This window comes from Brachybacterium sp. GCM10030268, from assembly GCF_042666305.1.
Taxonomy (GTDB): Bacteria; Actinomycetota; Actinomycetes; order Actinomycetales; family Dermabacteraceae; genus Brachybacterium.
Genome location: NZ_JBHTCW010000001.1, coordinates 182,827 through 208,499, shown reverse-complemented (window position 1 = coordinate 208,499; position 25,673 = coordinate 182,827). Strand labels below are relative to the sequence as shown.

At 73.0% G+C, this 25,673-nt stretch carries 21 protein-coding genes; 10 read left to right on the top strand and 11 right to left on the bottom strand.

Annotated elements, in window-relative coordinates; translation table 11 throughout:
- Window positions 1-37: 37 nt before the first annotated feature.
- Window positions 38-931, bottom strand: a complete 894-nt coding sequence (locus ACFQRD_RS00960; protein ID WP_377019054.1) for a hypothetical protein — start codon at window positions 929-931, stop codon at window positions 38-40.
- Window positions 932-995: 64 nt separating this feature from the next.
- Between ACFQRD_RS00960 and ACFQRD_RS00955 the strand changes: the two genes are divergently transcribed.
- The 5 genes from ACFQRD_RS00955 to ACFQRD_RS00935 all read left to right on the top strand — a co-directional run bounded on the left by ACFQRD_RS00955 (window position 996) and on the right by ACFQRD_RS00935 (window position 5,102).
- The gene (locus ACFQRD_RS00955; protein ID WP_377019055.1) at window positions 996-2,774 is read left to right on the top strand and encodes an FAD/NAD(P)-binding protein; all 1,779 of its coding nucleotides are present in this window, start codon (window positions 996-998) and stop codon (window positions 2,772-2,774) included.
- A gap of 43 nt (window positions 2,775-2,817) precedes the next feature.
- Entirely contained in the window at window positions 2,818-3,951 is a 1,134-nt protein-coding gene (gene dapE / locus ACFQRD_RS00950; RefSeq protein WP_377019056.1) for a succinyl-diaminopimelate desuccinylase, read from the top strand.
- Window positions 3,948-4,694 (top strand): TIGR00730 family Rossman fold protein, encoded by a 747-nt coding sequence (locus tag ACFQRD_RS00945; protein ID WP_377019057.1) that lies wholly within the window; start codon window positions 3,948-3,950, stop codon window positions 4,692-4,694. Before dapE ends, ACFQRD_RS00945 begins: the two co-directional genes overlap by 4 nt.
- Window positions 4,691-4,852 carry a hypothetical protein gene (locus tag ACFQRD_RS00940; RefSeq protein ID WP_377019058.1) on the top strand — a complete coding sequence of 54 codons (162 nt, stop codon included), beginning with the start codon at window positions 4,691-4,693 and terminating at the stop codon, window positions 4,850-4,852. Before ACFQRD_RS00945 ends, ACFQRD_RS00940 begins: the two co-directional genes overlap by 4 nt.
- Before the next feature lie 79 nt (window positions 4,853-4,931).
- A complete protein-coding gene (locus ACFQRD_RS00935; protein WP_377019059.1) occupies window positions 4,932-5,102 on the top strand; it encodes a DUF3117 domain-containing protein in 171 nt (56 codons plus the stop codon).
- A 234-nt stretch (window positions 5,103-5,336) separates the two neighbouring features.
- On the opposite strand, the gene ACFQRD_RS00930 is transcribed toward ACFQRD_RS00935, so the two are convergent.
- Complete coding sequence (locus ACFQRD_RS00930; RefSeq protein WP_377019061.1) at window positions 5,337-5,999, bottom strand: O-methyltransferase; 663 nt, start codon at window positions 5,997-5,999, stop codon at window positions 5,337-5,339.
- Window positions 6,000-6,123: 124 nt separating this feature from the next.
- Between ACFQRD_RS00930 and ACFQRD_RS00925 the strand changes: the two genes are divergently transcribed.
- Entirely contained in the window at window positions 6,124-6,540 is a 417-nt protein-coding gene (locus ACFQRD_RS00925; protein WP_377019062.1) for a twin-arginine translocase TatA/TatE family subunit, read from the top strand.
- A 199-nt stretch (window positions 6,541-6,739) separates the two neighbouring features.
- Here ACFQRD_RS00925 and ACFQRD_RS00920 read toward each other — a convergent pair whose 3' ends face one another.
- The 4 genes from ACFQRD_RS00920 to ACFQRD_RS00905 are packed head-to-tail and all read right to left on the bottom strand — an operon-like array spanning window position 6,740 to window position 11,485.
- On the bottom strand, window positions 6,740-7,891 hold the full coding sequence (locus ACFQRD_RS00920) for a P-loop NTPase (RefSeq protein ID WP_377019063.1): 1,152 nt from the start codon (window positions 7,889-7,891) through the stop codon (window positions 6,740-6,742).
- The gene (locus ACFQRD_RS00915; protein ID WP_377019064.1) at window positions 7,888-8,601 is read right to left on the bottom strand and encodes a DUF1003 domain-containing protein; all 714 of its coding nucleotides are present in this window, start codon (window positions 8,599-8,601) and stop codon (window positions 7,888-7,890) included. Before ACFQRD_RS00915 ends, ACFQRD_RS00920 begins: the two co-directional genes overlap by 4 nt.
- 2 nt (window positions 8,602-8,603) lie before the next feature.
- Window positions 8,604-9,932 carry a magnesium transporter MgtE N-terminal domain-containing protein gene (locus tag ACFQRD_RS00910; protein WP_377019065.1) on the bottom strand — a complete coding sequence of 443 codons (1,329 nt, stop codon included), beginning with the start codon at window positions 9,930-9,932 and terminating at the stop codon, window positions 8,604-8,606.
- A 14-nt stretch (window positions 9,933-9,946) separates the two neighbouring features.
- The gene (locus tag ACFQRD_RS00905; protein WP_377019066.1) at window positions 9,947-11,485 is read right to left on the bottom strand and encodes an aminopeptidase P family protein; all 1,539 of its coding nucleotides are present in this window, start codon (window positions 11,483-11,485) and stop codon (window positions 9,947-9,949) included.
- Between the two features lie 37 nt (window positions 11,486-11,522).
- On the opposite strand from ACFQRD_RS00905, the gene ACFQRD_RS00900 reads away from it, so the two are divergent.
- Together ACFQRD_RS00900 and ACFQRD_RS00895 are read left to right on the top strand one after the other, a co-directional pair.
- Window positions 11,523-12,407: a PHP domain-containing protein gene (locus tag ACFQRD_RS00900; RefSeq protein ID WP_377019067.1), complete on the top strand. Its 885-nt coding sequence runs from the start codon at window positions 11,523-11,525 to the stop codon at window positions 12,405-12,407.
- Window positions 12,404-13,033, top strand: a complete 630-nt coding sequence (locus ACFQRD_RS00895) for a MarC family protein (protein ID WP_377019069.1) — start codon at window positions 12,404-12,406, stop codon at window positions 13,031-13,033. Before ACFQRD_RS00900 ends, ACFQRD_RS00895 begins: the two co-directional genes overlap by 4 nt.
- A gap of 146 nt (window positions 13,034-13,179) precedes the next feature.
- Here the strand turns inward: ACFQRD_RS00895 and ACFQRD_RS00890 are convergent, their stop codons facing one another.
- The 4 genes from ACFQRD_RS00890 to ACFQRD_RS00875 form a co-directional block, all read right to left on the bottom strand.
- On the bottom strand, window positions 13,180-14,949 hold the full coding sequence (locus ACFQRD_RS00890; RefSeq protein ID WP_377019071.1) for a DEAD/DEAH box helicase: 1,770 nt from the start codon (window positions 14,947-14,949) through the stop codon (window positions 13,180-13,182).
- Between the two features lie 78 nt (window positions 14,950-15,027).
- The gene (locus ACFQRD_RS00885; RefSeq protein WP_377803287.1) at window positions 15,028-16,758 is read right to left on the bottom strand and encodes a metallophosphoesterase; all 1,731 of its coding nucleotides are present in this window, start codon (window positions 16,756-16,758) and stop codon (window positions 15,028-15,030) included.
- Window positions 16,759-16,764: 6 nt separating this feature from the next.
- Window positions 16,765-16,986, bottom strand: coding sequence for a DUF3107 domain-containing protein (locus tag ACFQRD_RS00880; RefSeq protein WP_377019073.1), 222 nt, complete (start codon window positions 16,984-16,986; stop codon window positions 16,765-16,767).
- Between the two features lie 56 nt (window positions 16,987-17,042).
- The gene (locus ACFQRD_RS00875; RefSeq protein ID WP_377019074.1) at window positions 17,043-17,714 is read right to left on the bottom strand and encodes a TetR/AcrR family transcriptional regulator; all 672 of its coding nucleotides are present in this window, start codon (window positions 17,712-17,714) and stop codon (window positions 17,043-17,045) included.
- Window positions 17,715-17,827: 113 nt separating this feature from the next.
- Between ACFQRD_RS00875 and ACFQRD_RS00870 the strand changes: the two genes are divergently transcribed.
- The gene (locus tag ACFQRD_RS00870) at window positions 17,828-21,115 is read left to right on the top strand and encodes a PD-(D/E)XK nuclease family protein (protein ID WP_377019076.1); all 3,288 of its coding nucleotides are present in this window, start codon (window positions 17,828-17,830) and stop codon (window positions 21,113-21,115) included.
- The gene (locus tag ACFQRD_RS00865) at window positions 21,112-24,618 is read left to right on the top strand and encodes an ATP-dependent helicase (protein WP_377019077.1); all 3,507 of its coding nucleotides are present in this window, start codon (window positions 21,112-21,114) and stop codon (window positions 24,616-24,618) included. Before ACFQRD_RS00870 ends, ACFQRD_RS00865 begins: the two co-directional genes overlap by 4 nt.
- A 70-nt stretch (window positions 24,619-24,688) precedes the next feature.
- Here ACFQRD_RS00865 and ACFQRD_RS00860 read toward each other — a convergent pair whose 3' ends face one another.
- Window positions 24,689-25,651 (bottom strand): phosphotransferase, encoded by a 963-nt coding sequence (locus ACFQRD_RS00860; protein WP_377019078.1) that lies wholly within the window; start codon window positions 25,649-25,651, stop codon window positions 24,689-24,691.
- Window positions 25,652-25,673 lie beyond the last annotated feature (22 nt).

Here is a 25,673-nt window from a genome sequence, read left to right as displayed (position 1 = left end):
AGTCTACGAATCCTGGGTGGGAGGGGACGCGCCCCGGTCACCGACCGGCGGGGTCCTGAGTCCCGAACCACTCCGTCGCCCGGACCCGGCGCGCGATCTGCTCGAGCCGACGACTTCGGAGATGGACGCAGAGCACCGCGAGCAGGAGGGCCGCGACTCCGCCGCCCAGCGACCACAGAGCCGGCGGGATCAGCGCGCTCTCGTCTCCGCGCAGCAGCGTGATCAGCAGGATCGCGGCGCCCGCGCAGATCGCGATCACCCCTGCGGCGACCAGCAGCGCGGGCAGCAGCGCCCGCAGGATCGCGGGACCCGCGGAGTCGCGCTGGAGGGGTCGGGCCAGGGGCAGCCCGCGGCCCAGCTGGCCCGGGCGGGAGACCGCCCAGTCCAGCAGCGCCCGGTCCCGCAGCCGGGTCGCGACCCGGCCGACGATCGCGGCGGCGGTCAGGGCAGCGGCGGCCACCACGGCCAGCGGCCAGGAACCCAGCGGGATCGCGCCGACGCCGGTCTCGTCGGAGGTCACCCCGAGGACGATCAGTGCGACCACGCATCCCAGCGCGACCAGCACCAGCGCGGTCTCCAGCACGCGCCATCCTCTCTGCCGTGCCGCCTGCTCCGCCTCCGCGGCGGAGGAGACCTCGTCGCAGACCCGATCAGCCCCCTCCTCGAGCACCACCCGGCGCTCGTCGGCCAGGCGCACGGCGAAGTCGTCGACGCTCTCCAGCGCCCGCAGGGACACGGCGTAGGTGGCGCGCTGAGCAGAGGTCAGCCAGGCGGTCAGCACCAGAGCGTCCGCCAGGGCCCGCTCCTCGGGGATCTGACTCGAGTTCGCGAGCGCACGGATCCGTGCGGCCCGGCGCCCGCCGAAGAGACCGCCCCGGGCGGCAGGGGCGCCATGGGACTGATGCCTCGGCGGCGTCGATGGGTTCTCCATGGGTCTCATGCTCCCAGACCCCGCGCTGCGCGGCAGCGGGACCCGCTCGCGCCATACTGGAGCGATGACCGCCGCCACCGAGCCCGCCCGCACCGTCGCCGTCGTCGGAGCCGGCCCGCGGGGCACGGCGATCGTCGAGCGCCTGGTCGCCGCCTCGAGGCGCGCGGACTGGCAGGGACACCTCACGGTGCACCTGATCGACCCGCACGTCGGCCGCGGCGGGTCGGTGTGGCGCCACGACCAGCCGGACGTGCTGCTGATGAACACCACCACCTGCCAGACCACGATGTACCCCGACGAGTCGTGCCGCCCCCTCCTGCCGACCCTGCACACCGAGACGCTCGCCGATCATCTCGCCCGCGAGGGCCTCGGACCGGGCGACTTCGCCTCCCGCGCCGCCCACGGGCGCTACCTCGCCCGCGTCCTGGCCACCGCGGAGGCCGACGCCGACCGCGCCCGGCTGCGCATCGTCCAGCACGCCGCCGAGGCCGTCGACGTCACCGGTCCGGCCGACGGCGCCCAGCGGGTGCGACTGTCCGACGGGCGCGTGCTGCGCGCCGACGCGGTCGCGCTCGCCCTGGGCCACCTGCCCACTGCGCTCGGCCCCCGCTCCCAGCAGCTCGCCGACGCCGCCGAGCGCCACGGCCTGATCCACATCGGGCCCGCCAACCCGCTCGAGGTCGACTACTCCTCCCTGCTGGGCCGGGACGCGGTCGCCGTCCAGGGGATGGGCCTGAACTTCTACGACGCCATCGGCATGCTCACGGCTGTCGCCGGCGGCCGCTTCGAACCCGACGCCGAGGCGCCGTCGGGCCTGCGCTATGTTCCCGGTGGCGAGGAGCCCCGCCTGGTGGTCGGCTCCCGCTCCGGCATGGTCTACCGGCCCAAGCCGGACCTGCCGCCCGACTCCCTCGCGCCCTACGTCCCGCAGGTCCTCACCGGGGAGCGGGTGCTCGAGCTCGCGGTGCGCCCCGCCGGCGTCGACCACGAGCGCGACGTGATGCCGCTGATGCTGGCCGAGCTGCGCCGCGCCCTCGCCGAGGCAGGGTTCACCGATCTCGCGACCGACGAGGCGCTGCTGCACCTGCTGTTCCCCTTCGGCCGGCGCGGCGGCGAGAGCCACGAGCCCCACCGTCGCACCCGCGACGTGCTGCGCCAGGCCCTGTGCGCCGCCACGGAGCCGGATCCGGCGTGGGTGCTGATCTACCGCGTGCTGGTCGCCCTGCGCCTCCAGGTGGGCCGACTGACGGACCTCGGCGCGTACACGACGGAGTCCGTGCGCCGCGACATCGATGGGCACCTGCGCAACGCCTTCGCCTCCTGGGCGTCGGGTCCTCCGGTGCTGCGCGTGCGCCAGCTGCTCGCCCTGGAGGAGGCCGGCCTGGTGACGTTCACGGGCCCACGCATGCACCTGGACATCGACGAGGAGGCCGGCCGCTTCGCGGCGCGCGCTGCGGACGGGAGCACCATCCTGTGCGACGGCGTGCTGGAGGCGCATCTGCCGCCGGTGGATCTGCCGGCCTACCGCAGCGCCCTGCTCGGTGCCTGGCGGGAGCGCGGCGAGGTGCAGAAGGACTCCTGGGCCTCTCGCGGGACCCGGCGCCGCATGCTCACCGGCTCGATCGCCGTGGACGGCCTGTACGCGCCGATCGGGGTCGACGGCACCGTCTACGAGCGTCGCCTCATGGTCGGAGTGCCGGTGAGCACCGCCCAGCCCGGCTCGGCGATCAGCGCCGAGCCCGGCACCTCCGCCCAGCTGCTGCGCCACGCCGAGGCCGTGGCTCTGCGGCTGGCCCGCGCCGGGGGCGCACTCGCCGAGGAACGGGAGCGGGTCGAACGGTGAGGCAGGGGCAGAGGCAGGGGCAGGGCATGGCACGATGGCGCCCATGACCACCCACGGCGCCCCCGCACTCGACCCGTCGGCCGACATCGTCGACCTCACGGCGGCGATCGTCGACATCGAGTCCGTCTCCGGCGACGAGCGCGCGCTCGCCGATGCGATCGAGACCGCCCTGCGCAGGCGGGCACCGCATCTCGAGGTGATCCGGGACGGGGACACCGTCATCGCTCGCACCCATCGCGGGCTCGGCCGGCGCGTGCTGCTGGCCGGCCACCTCGACACCGTGCCCGTCGCCGCCAACCTGCCGTCGTCGCGCCGTACCCGCGCGGGTCGTGAGGAGCTCGTCGGCCGTGGCAGCTGCGACATGAAGGGCGGCGTCGCGGTCCTGTTCAAGCTGGCCGTGGAGGCCGACGCCGCGCCCGTCGACCTCACCTGGGTCTTCTACGACCACGAAGAGGTCGCGGCGGCGGACAACTCGCTGACCCGCATCGCCGCCGAACACCCCGAGTACCTCGAGGCGGACTTCGCGATCCTCGGCGAGCCGACCTCGGCCGGGGTCGAGGGGGGCTGCAAGGGCACCATGCGGCTCGAGGTCACCGCCCGGGGCGTGGCCGCGCACTCCGCGCGCGACTGGGTGGGCGAGAACGCCATCCACCACCTGGCGCCGGTGCTGGAGCGCCTGGCCGGGTACGAGGCCCGGCGGGCGGTGATCGACGGGCTGGAGTACCGCGAGTGCCTCAACGCGGTGGCGATCTCCGGCGGCATCGCCGGCAACGTCATCCCCGACCGGGCGAGCGCGACGATCAACTACCGCTTCGCCCCGGACACCACCGTCCGGCAGGCGGAGACGCACGTGCGCGAGGTCCTCGCCGGCCTCGACCTCGACATCGCAGTCACCGACGCGTCCCCCGGTGCGCTGCCGGGCCTGGACACCCCGCCGGCGCGGGAGTTCCTCGCAGCGCTGGGCGAGGACGTCCCGGTGGCCGCCAAGCAGGGATGGACGGATGTCGCCCGGTTCGCGGCCCTCGGCACGCCCGCCGTGAACTTCGGCCCCGGGGATCCGCTGCTGGCCCACGCCGACGACGAGCACGTGCCGGTCGCGGACCTGGAGGAATCCCTGCGCGGCCTGCGCCGGTTCCTCGCCCCGCCGTCGGCGCCCGGGGATACGCTCGCTCCATGACGTCCCAGGCTCCACAGAACCGCCACGACCACCGGAAGGGACCCGTCACGCTGCGCGGGAACCTGCGCCCCACCCGCACCACCGATCAACGGCTGCTGGAGGAGGACGGTCCCGGCGACTGGGTCCACTCCGACCCGTGGCGGGTGCTGCGCATCCAGTCGGAGTTCGTCGAGGGCTTCGGCGCTCTCGCCGAGCTCGGCCCGGCGGTCTCCATCTTCGGCTCCGCCCGCATCGCCGAGGACCATCCCCACTACGCGGTCGCCATGGAGATCGCGCGCGGCCTGGTGGACATGGGATATGCGGTCATCACCGGCGGCGGCCCCGGAATCATGGAGGCCGGTAATCGTGGAGCTCAGGAGGCGGGCGGCGTCTCCGTGGGCCTCGGTATCGAGCTCCCGCACGAGCAGGGCATGAACCCCTACGTGGATCTCGGGGTCGACTTCCGCTACTTCTTCGCCCGCAAGATGATGTTCGTGAAGTACTCCAGCGGATTCGTGGTGATGCCCGGCGGGTTCGGCACCTTCGACGAGCTGTTCGAAGCGCTGTGCCTGATGCAGACCCACAAGATCGCCATGTTCCCCGTGGTGCTGGTGGGCCGGGACTACTGGAGCGGACTGATCGACTGGCTCCGCAGCGCGGTGCTGGACTCGGGGGCGATCAACAGCCCCGACGTGGACCTCATGCGTGTCGTCGACACCGCCGACGAGGCCATCGCCGTGCTCCGGGAGGCGGCGCAGCGATGACCGCCGTCAGCCCCATCGTGCTGCTCCTGCTGCTGGCCGCAGCGGTAGTCGGAGTGGTCATGGTGCTCGTGGCGCTGGGGCGTCTGGGCGACGGGATCAGCGTGCCGGAGCGGCGTCGCAGAGCGCGTCGCTCGACCACGTCACAAGACCTGAGATAATGGCCACCGTACGCGCGCTGTCCGAGGCCCCGTCCGGGGGAGCCACTCGGGGACAGCGACACCATCAAGGAGGCACGCCATGGCTGCTATGAAGCCGCGCACCGGGGACGGTCCGCTCGAGGTCGTGGAGGAGGGGCGCAGCATCATCATGCGGGTCCCGCTCGAGGGGGGCGGGCGCCTCGTGGTCGAGATCGCGGCATCTGAGGCCGAAGAACTGCGAGACGCCCTCCAAGGCGTTATCAAGGTCTGACCGACGTGCTGCGAGCTTGCGAGCGGTAGGAGGTCAGGAGGGTGTGCAGAGTCTGACCGACGTGCTGCGAGCACGCCGCCCAGCAGCCCCGCACCGCCACGGTGCGGGGCTGCTGTCGTTCCCCGGGGGAGGAGAGAGCTCGTCGGATCCGTGACCCGGTGGGAATTCGAGGCCCGTGGCAACCGGGTCACGGATCCGGCGAGAGCGCGGAGGCGAAAGATGTGGGGGCGGGTCTCAGGAGCCGGCGGGGCGCAGCACGGCGGCCAGCACGCCGTCGCCGCTGCCGGTGAGCACCGGGACCAGGTCCTCCGATTCGGAGACGGCCTTGAGCACTGCCCGCACGGACTGCGTGGTCGAGTCCCGGGCCGCCGGATCGGCGACGCGATCGTGGTAGAGCGCGTGAGGGATCACGAGCACCCCGCCGGGACGCAGCAGCCGGCGGGCATGGGTGAGCAGGTCGAGGGCGTGCGGTGCCTGTGCCGGGAAGCTGACGAGGTCGTAGGCGTGGTCGGTGAGGCGTCCGATGACCTCGCGGGGGCTGCCGGCGATGGTGCGCACCCGCGGTGAGCGGATCTTCGCCTCTGCGAAGGACTCGCGGGCGGCGCGGTGGTTCTCGACCTCGGGATCGATCGTGGTGAGCACGCCGTCGGCATGCATGCCCGAGAGCAGGTAGAGGGAGCCGACGCCGCTGCCCGTGCCGATCTCGACGGCGGACTTGGCCTGCACGGCCGCGGCGAGGACCCGCATCAGCGCACCGGCGCCGGGCAGCACCGGGGTGGCCCCGAGCTCGTTGCCACGTTCCCTGGCCCGTGCCAGGACGCCGTCGTCGGCGTAGAGGGTCGCCTCGTCGACGAACTCCTCGCCATGGGCCCAGCTGGCCACCTTTCCCGACGACATCTATGCATCCTCTCCTTCGGTCCCGTCACGGTCGGCTAAGACTACGACAGCGGCTGAGAACTCCTCACCGACTGCGGTGCAATAATGGCACTGCATATCAGCGGACGACACGTACAGGTGGAGCATGGGCGGCCAGGGATTCTTGGGACTCGGCGGGTGGGAAGTCGTCATCCTGCTGATCGTGTTCCTGGTCATCGTGGGACCTCAGCGTCTGCCTGATCTCACCCGTCAGCTGGTCCGCTGGGTCCGTCAGGCCCGGCAGTGGGTCGACGACTCCCGCGCCACGGTCGAGGACGAGATGGGTATCGCCATCGAGGACCTGCGCAAGTACGACCCGCGTCAGTACGACCCGCGCCGCATCATCCGTGAGGCCTGGGGCGATACCGACCCCGAGGATCTCCTGCCCAGCAAGGAAGCGATGTCCGCCGTCGCGGGAGCGGGAGCGGCCGGTGCCGCGGCGAAGAAGGGCTCCTCGAAGGGCGGGAAGGCGAAGAAGGACAAGGGCCCCCAGCGCGCCCCCTTCGATCCCGAAGCCACCTGAGCCGACGCGGAACCCGCTGAGCCGACGCGGAACCCGCTGAGCCGACGCGGAACCCGCTGGGCAGACCCCGAACCTGCTGAGCCGACCCGGACGCCATCAGGCGGCTCGGGACACGGGCTCGCACAGGCCGGAGCCGCCGGGCCCAGCACGGGCCGGAAACGCGCCCGACAGCGTCGCTCAGGACCGCGAGACCGGTCGCTCAGGACCGCGAGACAGTCAGCGGCAGCTTCATCTTGTCCAGCCCCCGCGGTGTGTGCACGAGCGAGCGGGCCACGCCCGACAGCGCCATCGCGGTGGGGGAGTCCGGGGCCGAGACCACCATCGGGACACCGGTGTCGGCACCCTCGCGCAGCGCGGGGTCCAGACCGACCCGGCCGAGAACCGGCACGTCATGGCCGACGGCCTCGGCCAGGGTCGCCGCCACGCGGTCGCCGCCGCCGGAGCCGAACACGTCCATCACGGAGCCGTCCGGAAGCGTCAGCCCCGCCATGTTCTCGATCACCCCGGCGATCTCCTGGCCGGTCGAGGTGGCCAGCGAGCCGACGCGCTCAGCGACGCTGGAGGCGGACTGCTGCGGCGTGGTCACCACGAGCATCTGCGCCGAGGGCAGCAGCTGGGCCACGGAGATCGCGACGTCCCCGGTGCCGGGCGGCAGGTCCAGCAGCAGCACGTCGAGGTCGCCCCAGTACACGTCGGAGGCGAACTGCTCGATGGCGCGGTGCATCTTGGGCCCGCGCCACACCACGGCCTGCCCCTCCGGCACGAACATGCCGATGCTCATCACGGCCACGCCGTGGCCCTCGGGCGGCATCAGCAGGTCGGAGACCTTGGTCGGCTTGTCGGTGACGCCGAACATGCCGGGCATCGAGAATCCGTGGATGTCCGCGTCGATCACGCCGACGCGCAGTCCGTCGGCCGCCATCGCGGCGGCGAGGTTCGCGGTCACGGTGGACTTGCCGACGCCTCCCTTGCCGGAGGAGACCGCATAGATGCGGGTCAGGGAGCCGGGCTGGTTGAACGGGATCTGGCGCCGCCCCTGCCGCAGGCGTGCGGTCAGCTCGCGGCGCTGCTCCTCGTTCATGGCCCCGGTGGTGACCTCGACGCGGCTCAGGCCCGGCACGGTGGCGGTGGCCTCGGCGGTCTCCCGTTCGATCCGGTCACGCATGGGGCAGCCCTCGATGGTCAGCAGCACCTTGACGTGGGCGGTGCCCTCGGCGTCGACGGTGACGTCGTCGACCATGCCGAGGTCGGTGATCGGCTGACGGATCTCGGGGTCGATGACGCCGCTGAGCGCCTCGTGGATGAGGGCGGCGCGGTCGTCGGTGGCGGAGGTCTGCTCTGTGGTGGTCACGAGAGGTCGTTCTCCTTCGGGTGGTCGGGGGAGCGTTCGGCCAGCGCGGCGGCGACCTCCTCGCGGAGGATGGTCCGCAGAGCGCTGGTCTCGAGGGTCATGACGGGGGACTGCTCGGTTCCCGCGCCGGACGCAGTCGAGGCGTCGGCGGGGTCCCTGTGGGAACTGTCGGGCTTCGTGCGGTTCCCGCTCTCTGAGGGCGCCTCGGCGTCGTCCGTCTCGGAGCCGGTGCGCTCCTCGAGCCCTTCGAGGAGGTCCCGCAGCTCGCCGCGCACGAAGTCGCGGGTGGCGACCTCGTTCAGGGCCAGGCGCAGTGAGGCGATCTCGCGGGTGATGAAGTCCGTCGTGGCGTGGTTGATCTCGTTGGACTGGCGATCCTGCTCCGCCTGCACGCGGTCGCGGTCGTCCTGGCGGTTCTGGGCCAGCAGCAGCAGAGGAGCCGCATAGGAGGCCTGCAGGGACAGGATCAGGGTCAGCAGGGTGAAGTTCAGGGCACGCGGGTCGAACTGCGCCGATTCGGGGGCCAGCGAGTTCCACGTCAGCCAGACCGCACAGAACAGGGTCATCCCGACCAGGAAGGCCGGGGTGCCCATCATCCGGGCGAAGGCCTCCGCCGCGCGGCCGAATGCGTCGCCACGGAGGGGGTTGCGCAGCCACGTGCGGCGGCGGGGACCGGGGTCGTCGAGGGGAGCGGGGTTGTGCTCGGCCATTCTCACTCCTCCTCGGCGTCATCACGGGCGGTCGCCCGGGCGATCTCGGACAGGTCGATCTGTCCGGTGGTGGGCACGGGTTCGTCCTGCTCGCGCCAGTCATCGGGCAGGACGTGATCGAGCACGTCGTCGACCGTGACCGTGCCGAGCAGGTGGCCGTCGTCGTCGATCACGGGGATGGAGACGAGGTTGTAGGTCGCCATCTCACGGGTGACCTCGGACAGCGGCGCGGTGGGGCCGACGGCGACGCGGTCGGCATCGAGGATCTCGCCGACGGGCCGGTCGGGCCGCTCCCGCAGCAGCTGCTGGAAATGGACGATCCCCAGCAGCCTGCCGGTCGGGGTCTCGAGCGGGGCGCGGCACACCAGCACGGTCGCGGCGAGCGCGGCGTGGAGATCCTCGCGGCTGATCATCGCCAGGCAGTGCGCCACCGGGGTCTCGGGGGCGACGATGATCGGCTCGGTGGTCATCATGCCGCCGGCGGTGTATTCGTCGTAGGCCAGCAGGCGGCGCACGTCCTCCGCCTCTTCGGGCTCCATCAGGCCCAGCAGCTGGGAGGCGACCTGCTCGGGCAGCTCCTGCAGCAGGTCCGCGGCGTCGTCGGGGTCCATGACGTCCAGCACGTCGGCGGCGCGGGTGGGATCCAGGCCGGTGACGACCTCGACCCGGACGTCCTCGGGCAGTTCCTCCAGCGCATCGGCCAGGCGTTCGTCGGCCAGCTCCCCGGCCAGCTCGATCCGTCGCTTGGCATCGAGCTCCTGGATGATCTCGGCCAGATCGGCGGGGTTGAGATCCTGGTAGGAGGCCGCCAGCAGGTGCGCCGACTGCTCCGCCTGGGTGCCGAACAGTCCGCTGACCTCGGTGATCTGGACGGTGAGCGTCTCCCCGCGCGAGACCAGGCGGCTCAGCGAGCTGCCGCGGCGACGGCGGCGCACGTGCAGCCGGGAGACCTCCCAGTCCTTGTGCCGGTTCTGGTCCAGGGCGATGTCCAGCACCGTCGCCTCGCCGGAGCCGTCGTTGAGCGTGACCGCGCGATCGAGCAGGTCACCGATCACCAGCAGCTCGCCGGCGCGCTTCTCGAAGCGGCGCACGTTCAGCACCCCGGTCGAGATCACCTGGCCCGGCGAGATGGAGGTGACGCGGGTGATGGGCAGGAACACGCGGCGCTTGGCCGCGACCTCGACCACGAACCCGACGGCCCGCGCCGAGCTGCGTGCCTGGGGCAGCACGACGACGTCCCGCACCTTCGCCACCACGTCCCCGATGGGATCGAAGACGGTGGTGCCGGCGAGCCGAGCCGCGTAGAAGCGCGCCAGCTGGGCGCTGCTCACTGCCCCGGACCTGCTCACGGCCGCCGGCCGCTGATCTCGGCGATCCACTTCTCGACGTCCTCGGCCCGACGGGGAGCCGCGGCCGAGAGGTTTTCGACGCCGTCGGCGGTGACCAGGACGTCGTCCTCGATGCGCACGCCGATGCCGCGCAGCTCCTCGGGGACCAGCAGGTCGTTCTCCTTGAAGTACAGACCGGGCTCGATCGTGAAGACCATCCCGGGCCGGAGCTCCGCGTCGAGGTACATCTCGCGACGGGCCTGCGCGCAGTCGTGGACGTCCATGCCCAGGTGATGGCTGGTGCCGTGGACCATCCAGCGCCGGTGCCACTGACCCTCGGGCGAGAGCGACTGCTCGGCGGTCCCCGGCAGCAGCCCCCATTGCTCGAGCCGGGCGGCGATGACCTCCATGGCAGTCGCGTGCAGCTGGCGGAAGCGCACGCCGGGCCGGGCGATCGCGAAGGCGGCGTCGGCCGCCTCCAGCACCGCGTCGTAGACCTTCCGCTGCGCCGGGGCGAACGTGCCGGAGACCGGCAGGGTGCGGGTGACGTCGGCGGTGTAGAGCGAATCGACCTCGACGCCGGCGTCCAGCAGCACCAGATCGTCCTCGTGCACGGTCCCGTCGTTGCGGATCCAGTGCAGGGTGCAGGCGTGGTCGCCGGCGGCGGCGATCGTGTCATAGCCGACGCCGTTCCCCTCGACGCGCGCGGTGCGGGCGAAGACGCCCTCGATCACGCGCTCGCCGCGGGCGTGGGCGACGGCCTGGGGCAGGTGGGCGATGACGTCCTCGAAGCCGCGGACGGTCGCGTCGACGGCCTTGCGCAGCTGGCGGACCTCGTACTCGTCCTTGACCAGACGCTGCTCACTGGTGGCTTCCTTCAGCTCGGCGTGCTGCGCGGCGGCGTCGTCCCCGCCGGGGAGCCCGTTCTGGGTACGGATCTCCTGGACCATCGATTCCACGGCGGCATCGACGCCCGGCATCACCGACAGCGACAGCTGCGCGCCGACGTCCTTGGCGAGGTGGTCGCGGAGATCATCGATGTGCCGCACCTCGATGCCGAGGCGCTGCGAGGCCTCCTCGAGCGTCGGCCGGCGACCCACCCACATCTCGCCGTAGCGCGAGTCGGCATAGAACTCGCTGCTGTCGAAGCCGGCGCGGGGCCGGAAGAAGTAGGTCGCCTGCGCGGTGCCCGGATCCTCCGCCGAGGGCTCGACGACGAGGACGCTGTCGGGCTCCTCGTCGGTGCCCAGGCCCGAGTAGTAGGCGAAGGCGGTGTCCGGGCGGAACTGGTAGTCGGTGTCGTTGGAGCGGACCTTGAGCACGCCGGCGGGCAGCACCATGCGGGTGGCGGGCAGACGTCGCACCAGCGCGTCGCGTCGCGCTGGTGTGAAATCCGCCGCCTCGCGGCGTTCGGCGTCGGGAACCGTCTCGTCCCATCCGGAGGCGATGAACTCGCGGAACGCCTCGTTGGTGGGGCGCTGCGAGCGGGCATCGCCGCGGGAGGCGAGACCGTTGCCGGTGGCGGGCGTGCTGGTGTCGGTGCTCTCGGTGCTCACCCCCCGATGGTCTCACGCGCCGGTCTACCCTGGAACTATGAGCGACAGGTCCGATCCCACCCGCGCGGAGCGCATCGACCTGCACGCCCATACCTCGTGGTCCGACGGCACGTGCGATGTCCACGGTCTGTTCCGGGGCGCCCGCGAGGAGGGGCTGGGCGCTCTCGCACTGACCGATCACGACACCGTGGCCGGCTGGGCGGAATTGCCCGGCGCGGTCAGCGCGAGCGGGGTGGCGGCCGTGCCCGGCGTCGAGGTCTCCTCCGAGCACGAACGCCTCAGCGTGCACATCCTGGCGCTGCTGGTGGACCCCTCTCCGGACACGGAGCTCGCGATGGAGATGGCCAGTGCGCGCTCCTCCCGCTCCCAGCGCGCTCGCCGGATGGTCGAGCTGGTCGCGGCCGACTATCCGATCACGTGGCAGGACGTGCAGGCGCAGGTGGCCGGTGAGCGCACCGTGATCGGGCGCCCCCACATCGCCGACGCCCTGGTCGCCCAGGGCAGCATCCCGGACCGCTCCGCCGCGTTCCGCGAGATCCTCAGCCCCTCCGGGCCGTACTACGTGCCGTACTACGCGCCCTCGCCGACGGTCGCGGTGCGCGCGATCCGCGACGCCGGGGGAGTGGCCGTGGTCGCTCACCCGGGCTCCGTCGCCCGCGACGGGGACCTTCCGCTGGAGCTGCTGGAGTCCATGGTCGAGGCGGGCCTGGCCGGCGTGGAGGTCGATCACCGCGAGCACGACGAGGCCGAGCGCGCCCGGCTGCGTGACTTCGCGCGCCGCCACGATCTGCTGATCACCGGTGGCAGCGACTACCATGGCGCCGGCAAACCCAACCGGCTCGGGGAGAACCTCACGCAGCCGTCCGTCCTAGCGGCGATCACCGAGCGCGCCACGAGCACCACCGAGGTCATCCGCCCGTGAACCTGGTCGATCCGAGCTTCCTGACCGGGGTCTTCGTCACCCTTTTCGTCATCATCGACCCGCCGGGCACGGTGCCCATCTTCCTGTCGCTGACCAGCACCATGACCGCGAAGCAGCGGCACCGGGCGGCGCTGGTGGCCGTCGGTGTGGCGATGCTGATCATCTCGGTGTTCGCCCTGTTCGGGCGGTTCATCCTCGACTACATGAGCATCTCGCTGCCGGCGCTGCAGTTCTCCGGCGGGCTCCTGCTGCTGATCGTCGCGCTGCAGCTGCTGACCGGGAAGATGGGGGAGATGGCCGCGAGCGAGGGCGTGAACGTGGCCCTCGTGCCGCTGGGCACGCCGCTGCTCGGCGGCCCCGGGGCGATCGTCGCGGTGATGCTCTTCGTCCAGCAGACCGAGGGCGAGGTCGCTCGGATCAGCTCGCTCGCCATCGCCATGGTGCTGCTGGCCGTGGCGATCTACCTCGCGATGCGGTTCGCGGGCGTCATCGCCCGGATCCTCGGCGAGGGCGGGGTCACGCTGGTCACCCGCATCTCCGGCGTGCTGCTGGCCGCGATCAGCACGCAGATGATCTTCGACGCGATCCACGCCTTCCTCGCCGCCTGGGGCGTCGTCCCGGCCTGACGTGCGGAGCCGCTCTGCGGATCTGCCCTGCGGATCTGCCCTATCGGGGCGTTCCTCGTCAGGACCTTCCCCGTGAGAGCACGAATGCCCGCGACCCGGATATCACTCGGGTCGCGGGCATTCTCGATGCTCAGCTCTCGGCGCGCTCAGCCCTCGGCGGGGGCGGAGGAGCCGCCGCCGTTGCCACCACTGCCGCCGCTGCGGCCGCGGCCGCCACGGGAGCGGCGACGGCGGGGACGTTCGCTGGACCCCGCGGCGTCGGAGCCCTCGCGGGGTCCAGCCGGGCCCGAGCTGCTCTCGGCGACGACCTCGCCGTTGACCCGGCGGGTGCGCGAGCGCGACCGGTTGCGGCGCGAGCGGTCGCCGGAGCCTTCCGTCTTCCCGTCCTCGCTCGAGGACTGCTCGCGGCGCTCACCGCCGCGTCCTGAGCCGCTGCGACCGCCGCTGTCACGGCCACCACGGCCGCCGCTGTCACGACCGCCGCGGCCTCCGCCGCGTCCGCTGTCCCGCGGCCCGCGGGAGCCGGAGTCCGGGCCGCCGAGATCCTCGATCGCCTCGGCGTCCAGGCCGTCGCGGGTGCGCTTGTCACGGGGCAGCGAGCCCTTGGCATCGGAGGGGATATCGAGCTCGGCGTAGAGGTGCTCCGAGGTGGAATACGTCTCCACGGCCTCCGTCGACTCCAGGCCGAGCTGGCGGGCGATCAGCGCCCACCGGGCCAGATCCTCCCAGTCCACGAAGGTCACCGCGGTGCCCTTCTTGCCCGCGCGGCCGGTGCGGCCGGTGCGGTGGAGGTAGGTCTTGTCGTCGTCGGGGCAGTTCCAGTTCACGACGTGGGTGACATCGGTGACGTCGATGCCGCGGGCGGCGACGTCGGTCGCGACCAGCACGTCGATCTTGCCGTGACGGAAGGCGCGCAGGGCCTGCTCGCGGGCACCCTGGCCCAGGTCGCCGTGCAGCGGGGCGGCGGCGAAGCCGCGGTCGGCGAGATCGCCGGCCACCCGGTCCGCCTGGCGCTTGGTGCGCATGAAGATGATCGTCAGCCCACGCTCGCGGGCCTGCAGGATGCGCGCCATCACCTCGATCTTGTCGAGCTGGTGGGCGCGGTAGACGACCTGCTTGATGTCGGCCTTGGTGCGCGCCTCGTCGCCGGGATCCTGCGCACGGATGTGCGTCGGCTGGCTCATGAAGCGGCGGGCGAGAGCCATGATCGGCCCGGGCATCGTCGCGGAGAACAGCATGGTCTGGCGTGTGGTCGGCACCGCCTGCAGCAGCTTCTCGATGTCCTCGAGGAAGCCGAGGTCCAGCATCTCGTCGGCCTCGTCCAGCACCGCGGTGCGCACCTGGGACAGGTCCAGGTACTTCTGACGCAGCAGGTCCAGGAGGCGGCCGGGGGTCCCGACGACCACCTCGACGCCGCGCTCGAGGGCCTCGATCTGCGGCTCGTAGGCGCGACCGCCGTACACGGTCAGGATGCGCACCGGACGCTTCGCCGAGGCCGCCTCGAGGTCCGCGGCGACCTGCACCGCGAGCTCACGGGTGGGCAGCACGACGAGGGCCTGCGGCTTCCCGACGGGGCGCCCGTCGGGGTTGTCCTCACCGGGTGCGACCGCTGCCTGCAGCAGGGGGATGCCGAAGCCGAGCGTCTTACCGGTGCCCGTCTTGGCCTGGCCGATGATGTCGCGGCCGCGCAGGGCGACCGGCAGAGTCATCGACTGGATCGGGAACGGAGTGACGATGCCCTTGGCGGCGAGGGCATCGATGATGTCGGAGCGGACGTCGAAGTCCGCGAAGGTCTGTTCGGGCGCGCTGGTCCGACCGGTCTGGTCGGTCGTCTGGTCAGCAGCGTTGCCGGAGCTCTGCTCGACGGCGGGGGAGGCCGACACGGCCTCATCGGTGTGCGGGATGGTTTCAGGCACCGTTCAACTCTCTAAGTCATGGATGTGCACTGCCATGGTAGCCCCCATGCCCGCGGGGCGCCGGGGGAGTGCCCCGATTCAGCCGGCGCCGCCGTCGCTGGAGGCAGGCAGCGGGCTGCTGGGATCCGTGGGAGTGACGCGTTCCTCGTCCTGCAGCCCTTCGCCCGGCTCGACCTCCTGCTCGGAGGGGACGGGCGCCTCCGGCGTCCGGTCCTCCTCGGGAATCCGTAGCTCAGGCTGCTCGGCGGGCATCTGGGAGCGCTGGATCGACACCGAGACCAGGCCCATCCCGCCCATCACGATGTCGTCGTAGGCGACCAGATCCCCGGTCTCCTTGTCGAAATAGAGCATCCGGGCCGTGAGATCGAGAGGGTCGTCACCCTGCAGCACCGGGGCGATCCCGCCGGAGGCGAGCGCCCCGCCGGTGGAGCCGACCGTCAGCCAGTTCGTGCCCGAGCTCTCGACGTCCAGCTCGACGTTCGAGGTGTGCATGTGGCCGGACAGCACCAGCGGCACCCGGCCGAGCAGGCCCTCCGGCTGGGTGGGGTCATGGATCAGGGCGAGATCGACCGGGTCCTCGGGGTGCTCCCGGTCGTAGTCGGTGATGGTCTCGCCGAGCTGGAACCCGCTGGCCGCGACGGCTTCCTTCCCCTCACGCCATCCGCCGGCGTCCGAGTCGTCGTCGGCCGCGAAGCGGGGATCGCCGATTCCGGCGATCTGCAGCCCGGCCACCTCGGTGACCTCGTTCTCTAGCACGGTCGCATTGGGCTGGTCGGCGATCACGGCGGCGGTGCTCGCCCCGTCGTGGTTGCCGGCGATGTAGACGTAGGGCACATCCAGGTCGCCGATCGAGCTGAGCAGCTCGTTCTCCAGCGACGTCCCCCAGGAGATGATGTCGCCGGTGTCGATGACCAGATCGATCGCGAACTGGGATTCCAGCTGCTCGATGACGTCGTACGCCTGGGGATTGTCGTGGATGTCCGAGACGTGCAGCACGGTCATGACGTTCTCGGCGTCCATCCCCACGGGCAGGGAGTCCGCCGCGATGTAGAGAGCGGAGACCTGCCCCACGAACTCGGCGAGCGTGTCGCGGTAGTTCTCGTAGTCCACGACCTTGCCCTGGCCGATGTCGGCGACGTAGCTGGCCTGGGACAGCAGTCCCTCGAACTTCGGCTGGTACAGCGACTCGGGCCTGAACGTCACCGACGTGGCGGCCACCGAGACCCCGACCACGGCGACCACTCCGCCGGCGGCGATCAGCGAGCGTCGTACCCGGCGGAACGTGAGGCCGACGGCCAGGCCGGCCCCTGCGGCCCCGCAGAGCGCGTTCAGGGCCGCATTCGTGGCGGCGGCGGCAGTGAGCGCCTCGGGTGCCGTCCGGGTCAGGTCGCTCAGGCCCTGGTCGGAGTAGAACAGCGCCTCGGCCTTGTCGATGTCCACGCCCTGCACGCGGGCCTCGATGCTGACCGGGGCGACGTGCGTGTCGAAGGCGATCTCGCCGACCGGGGGCAGCAGCAGGACGGTCTCGGAGGCGAACGAGGGACGCAGGTGGACCGTCGCGGTCAGCGGGCCGACGTCGACCCGGGTCGCGGGGGTCAGCAGGATGCCGACGACCGCCCCCAGGGCGGCGACCAGCACCGTGGTGCTCAGATGCAGGAGACGGATGCTGCGCCGTCTGCGCCGGCGACGCCCGGCCGCGGAGTCCTCCGGGGGCGCGTCCGCAGCGGTGGCCGACGAGTCCTCGTGCGCGGCCGCGGCATCCGGATCCGTCGAGGACTCGCCCGGCGAGTCCTCGTGGGCGGCGGCCACGGTGGGTCAGCCGAGGAAGCCGACGCGGCGGGGCTCCTCCGTGGAGAGCTCCGCGAAAGCGAGCTTCGCACCGGGGATCAGCACCGTGCGGCCCTTGTCGTCGACCAGCGTGACGGGGGTGCCGTCGGTGACGGCGGCGTTGAGGCGCTCGAGGACCTCGTCGGCCTTCTCCCCGGACTCGACGACGATCTCGCGGGGGGAGTGCTGGATGCCGATGCGGATCTCCATGTCGAAATCCTTCCCTCCGCCTCGGGGGCGGATGTCCGATGCTGTGCGCCGGAAGTCTACCGCTCGGAACCGGGGCGTGCGCTCCCGTCCCCCGCCAGCACGGGCCCGGCGACCTGCGGGTGCTCCAGCGGCTCGAATCCGGTGAGTCCGTGCACCATCGCCGCGGTCATCGTCTCGAGAACCTCCTCCCGCTCGGCCTCGTCGGCGGCGGCATGGAGCAGCAGGGCGGTGGTCTGGGCGATGGCGATGAACCCCCGGCCCACCACCCGTGCCTGGACCGTGCTCAAGCGGCGTGCAGCGGTCAGCACCCCGGCGAGCTCGATCGCCATCTCGTCCAGCACCAGGTCCACGCGCTCCTGGACCCGTGGGGAGATCGACTCGTGGCCGGTGAACAGGCGCAGGGCGTTCTCCAGGGACACGAACTGGTAGAAGCGCCCGAGACCGTGACGCACCCGGGCCGCCGTGCCGCCCGCGTGGTCCCCGATCGCCCGGACCTCGTCCAGCATCCGCCCGGCGAGGATGTCGATGACCTCGACGTACAGCGTCTCCTTCGAGTCGAAGTGCTGATAGAGGACCGGTTTGGTCACGCCCGCCGCGGCGGCGATGTCGTCCATCGACGTCGCCTGGAAGCCCTTCTCGGTGAAGACACGGGTGGCGAGCTCGAGCAGCTGGGAGCGCCGCTGCGCGCGAGGCATCCGGACCGTGGGCGCCTTGGACGGCGAAGACATGGCGTCGACCTCCGGAGGGTGTGGCTGATCCGCGGTGATCCGTGACACTCTACCGTCCCGGCGGGCACGGTCGGCCCCCGACAGGTGTCGGCCCGGTGCGGTCCAATAGGGCCATGGCGAGGCGAGCAGGAGCGACCACGGGCGAGGGCATCCGTCTGCTCGGGCCGGATCTCGGGTCGCTGCCGCCGCTGCGTGACCGTGAGGAGCTCGACGGGGATCAGCGCCGGGCACTGGACGCGTTCACCGCGGGCGATGACGTGATCGTCCACGGCGGACCGGCCAGCGGGCGCAGTGCTCTCGCCCTGGCTGCCGCGGCCGCACGCGGGGACGGCGCGCTGCTGCTCGCCCCGCGCCGCCTCGCCGCCGGCCATCTGCGCGACGCTCTCGGCGCCGGCGGCGCCGGCGAGGTGCGAGCCATGACCCCGCCGGCCCTGGCCCACGCGATCCTGCGCTCCGACGCGCTCGAGCGGGGGCTGGGGGAGCCGACCCTGGTCACGGGCGCAGAGCAGGACGCCCTGCTGGCCGAGCTGATCGCGGACCGGGAATCCTGGTATCTGGACGCCGATCCGGGGGCGCGCGCTCTGCCGGGCTTCCGCACCGAGCTGAGAGACCTGATCACGCGAGCGACCGAGCTGGGCCTGGCCCCGTCGGACCTCGAGGAGCTGGGCCGCCGACGGGACCGCCCGGCCTGGCGGGACGCCGCGGCGATCCTGCGCGACTATCTCGGGGTCCTCGATCTCGAGTCCTCGGCCGCCCTGGACGCGGGGCCGCGGCTCGACGCCGGCGGCCTGGTCCGGCGCGCTGCCCGCCTGCTGGAGGACCCGCGGACGCCCGCGCCCTTCCGGGCCGTCGTGATCGATGACGCGCAGGATCTGACCACGGCCGGGATCTCCCTGGTCGCGGCCCTGGCGGGGGCGGGGGCGCCGGTGCTGGTGTGCAGCTGCCCGGACGCGGCGGTGGACACGTTCCGGGGCGCCCTGCCCGATGCTGCCGACCGCATACGCGGGCTCCTCCGCCGCCCGGTGACCGAGGTCACCCTGCGCCGGTCCCACGGGGCGTCGGAGCGGATCGTCACGGGAGTCGACGCACTGCGCGGCCGGCTCCCGCTGGCCGGTGCCCCGGCGGCCTCCCGTCGCCCGCGGCCCGATGCCGTGTCCCTCGCTCGCGCTCCCGAGGCGCCCGCAGGCCCGTCCTCCGACGCTCGGTCCGCAGGCACCGCAGGCACCGCAGGCACCACGGGGATCGCGGTGCTGCGGGCGAGCGACCCGCTGGACGAGGCTCGACTGATCGGCTCCGCCCTGCGCGATCTCCACCACCGCGAGCAGATCCCCTACGACGACATGGCCGTCGTGTGCCGTTCCGGGGCCGCCGTCGCCGACGTCGCGGATCTGCTCTCGCGCACCGGCCTGCCGGTGCGCACGCCGCGCCGCCCCCAGCCGCTGCGCGACGTCCCGGCCATCGCCGACCTGCTCACGATCCTCGAGACCGGGCTCGCCCCGGAGGGGACCGTGCCGGATCCCCTCGTGGCCGATCGCCTGCTGCGCGGTCCCTTCGGCGACGCCGACACGCTGCGTCTGCGCCGTATCCGCCGGCTGCTGCTGGCTGCGCACCGCGCCGCCGGGACCGGGCAGGAGGTGGCCAGCGAGCAGCTGCTGGCCCGCGCCCTCACCGAGGACGAGGTCCCGGGCCTGCCCGCCCCGGATGCCCGGGACCGGGCCGCCGCCCCGGTCCACCGCGTGCGGGCGATGATCCGCGCCGTCCGCGAGCACCGCGACGCCGACGCCGAGCAGGTGATCTGGCACGCCTGGGATGCCTCCGGGCTGGCCGCAGGCTGGCGCCGCGCCGCCCTCGGCGCCCCCGGCGACGTCGACGGTGCCCGCTCCCGCCTGGCCGGATCCCGGCTCGACGCCCTGCTGGAGCTGTTCGCCGCCGCGGAGCGTCTGACCGATCGCCGTCCCGGCGCCGGCGCACTCGATCTCGTCGAGCAGATCCGCTCCCAGGCCGTGGTCGAGGACACCCTCGCCCCGGCCGCCGCCCCGCGGGGACGGCTGAGCGTGCTCACACCCGCCCAGCTCGCCGGTGAGCACCGGGACACGGTCGTCCTCGCCCGCGTCCAGGAAGGAGCCTGGCCGGACCTGCGCCTGCGCTCGACCCTGTTCGGTGCTGCGGAGCTCTCGCTGCTGGCCGGTGCCGGCGCCGATGCGGGGACGGAGGCCGGTGCCGGGATCCCCACCGGCCTCGAGGACCCCGAATCGCTGCGCGCCATCCAGCGCTCCCAGGTGGTCGCCGACGAACTGCGTCTTGCCGTCAGCGCCGTCGCCCGTGCCCGCACCCGAGTGCTGGTCACTGCGGTCGAGGACGATCAGCTGGCCCCGTCGGCGCTGGTCGAAGCCGTCGAGACGCTGCCCGGTGAGCCCTGGACGCAGCTGGACACCCTGCGGCAGGACCCCGGCCCCGCGCCCGATGCCCGCCGGCTCGTCGCCGCCCTGCGCCGCCGTCTGCACGAGGACGACCCGCAGCGGGCGCGGGATGCCGCGATCGCACTGGCGGCCCTCGGCCGCGCCGGCGCCCCTGGCACGGACCCGGCGCGCTGGTACCACCAGGAGCCCAGCACCACCGAGCCCCTGCACGATCCCGGCGCCCCCATCGCCCTGTCGCCCTCGGCGCTCGAGCGCGCCGTCGACTGCCCCCAGTCCTGGCTCATGGAGCGCTCCGGCGGCACCCGCGCCGGTGGGCCCGCACAGCTGATCGGGACCGCACTGCACCATCTGGCCCAGGTCCATCCCCGCGGCCCCGAGAACGGCACCGAGGACCTCCTGCGCGAGCTGCACGCGCTGCTGCGCTCGGTGCCCGGCACCGAGACCTGGTCCGGGCGCCGCCGCATCCGCCACGCCGAGGACGCCGCCCGGCTGCTCGCCGAGCACCTGCGCAGCGCCCCCGCCCCGCTGGCCGTCGAGGCCCCCTTCGAGGTGGAGCTGGGCAGGGTGCGGCTGCGCGGCAGCATCGATCGCATCGAGGGCGACGCGACCGGACTGCGGGTCGTCGATCTCAAGACCGGCAGGAATCCCAAATCCGCCGCCGCGGCCGAGAGCGACCTGCAGCTGGCCGCGTACCAGGCAGCCGTGCGCGAGGGCGCCCTGGCCGAGCAGCTCGGCGAGGACGCCCCCGAACGGCTGGGCGGGGCCCAGCTGGTCTACGTCGGCACCGGAGGGAAGAAGGCCGCGGTGCGCACCCAGAACGCGCTGCCGCGGGCCGAGGATCCCGCGTGGTTCGACGACCTGGTGGAGACGGTCGCGACGGAGGTGTCCGGTTCGCAGGTCACCGCCCGGCTGAACGCCCACTGCGCCCACTGCGCCGTGCGCAGCAGCTGCCCCCTGCAGCCGGAAGGACAGCAGCTATGAGCTCGTCCGCCTCCCGCCCGACCCGGGCTCCGGGGCACGGCCCGTCGGACCCCTCGACCCGGTCAGCCCTGCCAGCCGCGGCAGCCCCGCCGGCGCTGTCGGCGCAGCGGCTGGCCGACCTGCTCGGCCAGCCCACACCGACCGCCGAGCAGACCGCCGTCATCGAGGCTCCGCTCGCCCCGATGCTGGTCGTCGCCGGGGCCGGCTCCGGCAAGACGGAGACGATGGCCTCCCGGGTCGTGTGGCTGATCGCCAACGGCATCGTCGAGCCCCGCCAGGTTCTCGGCCTCACCTTCACCCGCAAGGCCGCCCACGAGCTCTCCGCCCGAATCTCGGCGCGCCTGGGCACCCTGGCCACCGCGATGCGCGAGGAGGGGCTGACGCTGCCGGCCGGGCTCGAGCGCGGCCACGACGACCTGGTGGGCCAGCGCCCCACCGTCGGCACCTACAACGGGTTCGCCCTCGACCTGGTGCGCGAGCATGCCCTGGCCGTCGGCATCGACCCCGAGCTGACCATGATGTCCACCTCGGCCTCGTGGCAGCTGGCCCACTCCATCGTCGAGTCCTGGGACGACAGCCTGGACCTCGAGGCGTCCCCGGCGACCCTGACCGCGGCGCTGCTGTCGCTGACCTCCTCGCTCGCCGACCACCTGGTGAGCCCCGAGCAGCTGCAGGAGCACCTCAGCACGATCCGCGACCACCTCTCCGGGATCCCGCTGCAGGTCGAGGGACGTCGCCGCACCACACCCAAGGCCGTCGCCTCGGTCCTGTCCGCGCTCGAGTCCCGGCTCGCCCTGATCCCGCTGCTCGAACGCTTCGCCCGGGTCCGCGCCGAGTCCGCCGCCCTCGACTTCGCCGACCAGGTCTCCCTCGCCGCCCGGGTGGCGCGCGAGGTTCCCGCCGCGGGCCGGCTCGCCCGGCGCATGCACCGGGTGGTGCTGCTGGACGAGTTCCAGGACACCTCGGTCGCCCAGCTGCAGATGCTCACCGACCTCTTCGGGCCGGGGCACGCCGCCTGCGCCGTCGGCGATCCCCAGCAGGCGATCTACGGGTGGCGCGGCGCCTCGGCCGCGTCCCTGGCCGGCTTCGCCGAGGCCTTCGCCACGGACGAGCAGCCCGTCCTGCAGCGCACCCTGTCCACCTCCTGGCGCAACGACGAGGCCGTCCTGGCCGTGGCCAATACGCTGGCCGCCCCCCTGCGCAGCGGAGCCGCCGGGCTGAGGATCCCCGAGCTGGCGGCCCGGCCCGGGGCGGGGGAGGGCGGCGCCGAGATCAGCGAGGCCTCCGACGAGCGCGCCGAGGCCCGGGCCATCGCCGACTGGGTCCTCGCCCGTCGCGCCGAGGCCGAGGACGACCAGGCCTCGGCCGCCGTGCTGGTCCGTGCCCGCCGCCAGATCCCCGCCCTGGTCGAAGGACTCGAGGAGAAGGGACTCCCGGTCCGGGTGGTCGGGCTCGGCGGCCTGCTGCATCGCCCCGAGGTGGCCGACGTGCGCGCCGTGCTGCAATGCGCGCACGACCCTGGCCGCGGTGATGCCCTGATGCGGCTGCTGTCCGGCCCTCGGTTCCGGGTGGGGGCCCGGGACCTCGCCGTGCTGGGTCGATGGCGGGACCGGCTGGCCTCTCGCCTGCGCCGGGATGCCGATACCCCGGGCGGGGAGGACGAGGCCGAGTCCGTCTCCCTCATCGACGCGGTCGACGACCTCCCGCCGGCGGACTGGAGCGATCCCTCGGGGCGCTCCCTGACAGCCACGGGCAGGGCCCGGCTCGAGCAGGTCCAGCAGCTGCTGCGCGAGATGCGCCGGCTGCTGCCCCTGCCCCTGCCGGACCTGGTCACCGCCGCCGTGCGCGTGCTCGAGGTGGATCTGGCGCTGCAGGAGCGCGACCCCGCCTCGGGCGCCCTCGCCGACCTCGAAGCCCTGCGGGATCACGCCGCCGCCTTCGACCGCACCGCTCCCCGAGGCGGCCTCGGCGCCTACCTCGACCTGCTGGAGATCAGCGAGGACGAGGAGGCCGGGCTCGCCGTGAACGCCGCCCCCGAGCATGCCCAGGCCGCTGCGTCCGAGGGCGATGACGGGGCGGAGCCCGTCGAGATCGTGACCATGCACTCCGCGAAAGGACTGGAATGGGACCTGGTCGCCGTGGCCGGGCTCACCGAGGGCAGCGTGCCCTCCTACGACCTGCGACGCGCGAAGGTCGACGAGGCCGGCCGAGTGCGGGTCCCCGCCAACGGGTGGCTGGACAAGCTCGCCTCCGCGTCCGTGCCCACCGCGCTGCGCGGGGACGCGGACACCCTGCCCGAACTGGCCTGGGCGGAGGCCGACACGCAGGTCGATGCCGAGTCCCTGATCGAGGAGTACCGGTTCGCGCAGGGCGAGGAGTCCCTGCGCGAGGACCGGCGGCTGATGTACGTCGCGGTCACCCGTGCCCGCCGCAGGCTGCTGCTGACCTCGGCGGCCTGGCGCGCCGGGCTGGCCACCGCCCGGCCCCGCTCGCGCTACCTGATCGAGGTCGCGAATCTGGTTCCGCCGCAGCTGCGCACCGTGCAGGAGGTCCCCGAGCACAACCCGATGGAGACCGAACGGCCGCAGGCCCAGTGGCCGCCCGCTCCCGGTGAGGCGGAGCTGGCCCGTCGGCGCGCCGCAGAGCTGCTCGAGGCGGCGACCGGCACAGGCGATGAGGAGGCCGGCTCCGCCACGCAGGCTCCCGCAGGGACCGGCGTCTCGCCCAGCGCAGGCACCGCCGGTCCCGGGCCGGATCTCGCCGCGCTGGCCGACCCGCACCTCGCGGAGATCGTGCGTCGGGCCGTCGCGGATCTCGAGCAGCAGGCCGCGCCCCCGGTCGTCCACTCCCCGCCGCGATTGTCGGCCTCGCAGGTGGTCCACCAGGCGCGGGACCCCCACGGCGCCGCGATCGACCTGCTGCGGCCGCTGCCCCGGCGGCCCTCGGCCGCTGCGGCCCGCGGCACCGCGTTCCACGCCTGGCTGGAGTCCCGCTACGACAGCGCGACCCTGCTGGACTACGAGGACCTGGCGGATCTGGCCGACGTCGGGGACGTCGCCGAGAGCTCGGACGTCCCGGGCCCGAGCGGCTCCGACGATGCCCCGGACGGGCGATCCGGGTCCCGGGCCGAGGAGCTCGCCCTGCGAGAAGCCTTCGCCGCCTCCGAATGGGCAGGCCGCACCCCGCTCGCCGTCGAGCAGCCGGTGACCACCAGGGTCGGGGAGATCACCGTGCGCGGCGTGATCGATGCGGTCTTCCCCGATCCCGATGACGCCCGGGGCGTGATCATCGTGGACTGGAAGACCGGACGGCTGCCACGACCGGCTCAGCTGCGCGAGCGCTCCCTGCAGCTGTCCGTGTACCGCATCGCCTGGCACGAGCGAACCGGGATCCCGTTGGGGCGTATCCGCACGGCCTTCCACTTCGTGGCCGACGGTGTCACGCACGAGGTGCGTCGCCATCCCTCGCGCGCCCGGATCGCCCAGATGCTCACCGGCGACTGACCGCGCTCGCCGGCGGGCGAGCCCGTCCACCAGCCGCGGACTGCGCGGGCGGCACCCGGTGAGGAGTCGCTCAGGCCTCGTCCTGGCGGGGGTTCATCTCCTCATAGGCCCGCTCGGCCTCGTCCCGCGCGATCTGCGCCAGATCGGCATCGAGGTCGGCGATCATGCCGCGGGCGTCGGCCACGATCGTCTCGTCGCCGGTCTCCAGGCCGTGCGCCAGCCATTCGGCGACGGCGAACTCGCCGAGCGCCTGAGCGCGCTCCATCAGCCGCGGATGCGTCGAGGTCGGCAGCTCCTCGCGGTACGCGGAGTACAGGTCGTCGAAGCGGTCCGGGTCCAGCGAGGAGATCAGCCAGGCCAGATCGGTGGCGGCATCGGCCACTTTGGAGGAGGACCAGTCGCGCACCGCGCTGACCCGGTCACCGGTCAGGAACAGGCTCTCCTCGGAGAGGTCGCCATGGATGAACTGCGGGGAGAAGTCCCACAGCTCGGTGTCCTCCAGCAGCGCCTCCCAGCGCTGGGCGACGGCTGCCGGCAGATGCCCGCCCTCCTTGGCCGTGCGCACCCGGGTGACGTGCTCGGCGTGGAGGACCTCCGGCGTGAAGGACTCCACCCCCGCCGCCTCGGCGGCGTAGCGCGGGACCGTGTGGATGCGAGCGAGGATCCGGCCCAGCGACCGCGCGAGCTCTGCGGACCGGTGCAGATCCTCGAGCATCAGCGGGCGCCCGACGGGAGCTTCGGTGACGGCCGCCCGGCCACCTTCGGAGAGCTTCACGAAACCGAGCACCGGCGGGATCACACCGCGCAGCGAGGTCCCCGAGAGCGCGTCGGTGACCTTCAGGTCGCGCTCGAGACGGATCCCCGCCGACGTCGAGGCGGGGGAGAGGACCATGACGCGCCGGTCGTCGTCGCCGACCACCCCGGCGACGTCCAGATCCTCAGCCGGGGTCGCGATCGCCGTGGTCCGCGCCGGGACCAGGCCGGGGACCGCCGCCGCGGCGAGAGCAGCCAAGGAATAGGAGTTGCGATGCACCCTTCCACCGTACCCGGCCCAC